General features: G+C 73.9%; 1 protein-coding gene and 1 tRNA gene. Both read left to right on the top strand.

From position 1 onward, the window contains the following. The first annotated feature begins 258 nt into the window (after positions 1 to 258). Positions 259 to 2070 carry a tetratricopeptide repeat protein gene (locus AB0H32_RS47910; protein ID WP_361135920.1) on the top strand — a complete coding sequence of 604 codons (1812 nt, stop codon included), beginning with the start codon at positions 259 to 261 and terminating at the stop codon, positions 2068 to 2070. Between the two features lie 288 nt (positions 2071 to 2358). Further along, positions 2359 to 2432 (top strand) — tRNA-Met (locus AB0H32_RS47905). The last annotated feature ends 36 nt before the right edge of the window (positions 2433 to 2468 follow it).

Genomic DNA, 2468 nt, shown 5'->3' with positions numbered 1-2468 from the left:
GCTCGCTGGGCTCATAACCCAGAGGTCGCAGGTTCAAATCCTGTCCCCGCTACTGCAGTCGAAGGCCCGGATCCTTACAGGGATCCGGGCCTTCGTGATGTGCGAACTCATGTGCAGACGGGAGGGACGGCCGCGCCGCCGTGGGGAGTTGGGCGAACTGTGTTTGACTTATCTCTCTGTGGGCATGTCGACAAAACGCTGAAGTGACCTCACGGGCTGCGGTATACCGGGTGTACCCAGGTTGCAGGTGGTGCGACGATGGACGTTATGGGGGATAGGGCAACTCTGTTCGAGACAGGGCGATTTGTGCGGCCCGAGGATGAGGGGCCGACCCGGGACGAGATGAGCGACATGGGGGAAGCCGCCGACGAGGTACGCCTCAGGCTCGCCGCGGAGACCGGCGACACCGAGGCCGCCAGCGTTCTCGGGGCCATGCTGCTGCGCCGCGGCGACCTCGACGGAGCCGAGTCCCATCTGCGAGCCGCCACCGCGGCCGGAGACCGGGCTGCCGCCAACAACCTGGGTGTCCTTCTCCATCAGCGCGGCTACCCCGAGGAGGCCGCCGGCTGGTGGCGGATCGCCGCCGTCGCCGGTTCGGCGGCCGCCGCGCACGCGCTGGGCCGCCACCACCGTGAGCGCGGGGACGAACCCGCCGCCGAGTACTGGCTGGCCCAGTCCGCCGAGCAGGGCCATGCGCTGGGCGCCTACGCGCTCGCCGATCTGCTGGAGCACCGCGGGGACGCCGGCGCCGAGCACTGGATGCGGGCCGCCGCCGAGCGCGGGCACCGCGAGGCCTCCTACCGGCTGGCGCGCGCGCTCGATCGAAGGGCGGCGCGCGAGGACGGGGCCGGGACTGACAACGCTGTCGAGGAGATCGAGCAGTGGTACCGGCAGGCCGCCGCGCGTGGCCACAGGCGGGCCGCGCTGCACCTCGGGGCGATCCTGGAGAAGCGCGGCGAGCTGAAGGAGGCCGGGCGCTGGTACCTGACCTCCGCCAAGGACGGCGAGGCGCGCGCCGCCTGCGCGCTCGGCTTCCTCCTGCGGGACGCCGGCGACACCGAGAGCGCGGCCGTGTGGTGGCTCAAGGCGGCGCAGGACGGTGACGGCAACGCTGCCAACGCGCTGGGCGCGCTGCACGCCGAGCGCGGGGAGACGCAGACCGCCGAGCGCTGGTACCGGGCCGCCCTGGACGCCGGGGACGACAACGGCGCCTACAACCTAGGGCTGCTCTGCGCCGAGCAGGGCCGGACCGCGCAGGCCGAGCAGTGGTACCGGCGCGCCGCGTACGCCGGGCACCGGGAGGCGGCGAACGCGCTGGCCATCCTGCTGCTCCAGGGCGGCGACACGACCGGTGCCGAGCCGTGGTTCTCCAAGGCGGCCGAGGCCGGGAGCGTGGACGCGGCGTTCAACCTGGGCATCCTGCACGCCGGGCGCGGTGAGGAGTCGGTCGCCCTGCGGTGGTACGAGCAGGCGGCCGCCGCCGGGCACACCGAGGCCGCGCTCCAGGTCGGCATCGCCCGGCTGCGGGACGGCGACGAGCAGGAGGCCGAACGGCACCTGCGGTGCGCGGCGGGCGGCGGGAGCGCGGAGGCCGCGTACCGGCTGGCCACCGTCCTGGACGCGCGCAGGCCGCCGGAGCCCGCGCACGAGCTGGGCGAGATCGTGCACGAGAAGACCGAGTGCGAGGAGTGGTACGAGCGGGCCGCGACCCAGGGGCACCGGCGCGCACAGGTGCGGGTCGGCATGCTCGCGACGGCCCGGGGGGACGTCGTCGAGGCGGCGCGCTGGTACCGGACGGCCGCCGAGGCCGGGTCGCGCAACGGGGCGTTCAACCTGGGGCTGCTGCTGGCCCGGGAGGGGAGCGAGCCGGAGGCGGCCGTGTGGTGGACGCGGGCCGCGGATGCCGGGCACGGCCGGGCGGCGCTGCGGCTGGCCCTCGTCTACGCGCGTCGCGGGGAGCTGGCGGAGGGGCAGAAGTGGGCCGACCGGGCGGTGGCGCTCGGGCCCGCAGAGGTCGCCGAGCGGGCGGGGCGGTTGCGGGACGCGCTGCGGGAGGAGCTGTCCGCCTAGCGCGGGGCTTCATCCGATCCCTGCCCGCTCGCCCACCCGGCTCGGTCGGACGAGGAGTGACCTGGTCCCGTGTCGGCGGCTGTCGCTGCGGGCTGCTGGGTCCGGTCGGACGGGACGTGGTCCGGTCCCGTGCCGGTGGCTGTTTCCGTGGGCTGCGCGGCCCTGTGCGGGCGGCTGTCGTCGCTGTGCGCGTCCGCCCGGTTCGGTCGGACGGGAAGCGCCCCGGGGGCGTGGTCGGCAATGGATTTGCCTCGGCGGACTTCCCTCGCGTAATGTCGTGTTCACCGACGCGGGGTGGAGCAGCTCGGTAGCTCGCTGGGCTCATAACCCAGAGGTCGCAGGTTCAAATCCTGTCCCCGCTACTGAAGGCCGAGGGCCGGAATCCAGAGATGGATTCC

Source organism: Streptomyces sp. NPDC020362 (assembly GCF_040642095.1).
Classification (GTDB): Bacteria; Actinomycetota; Actinomycetes; order Streptomycetales; family Streptomycetaceae; genus Streptomyces.
This window is presented reverse-complemented; position numbering and strand designations above follow the sequence as displayed.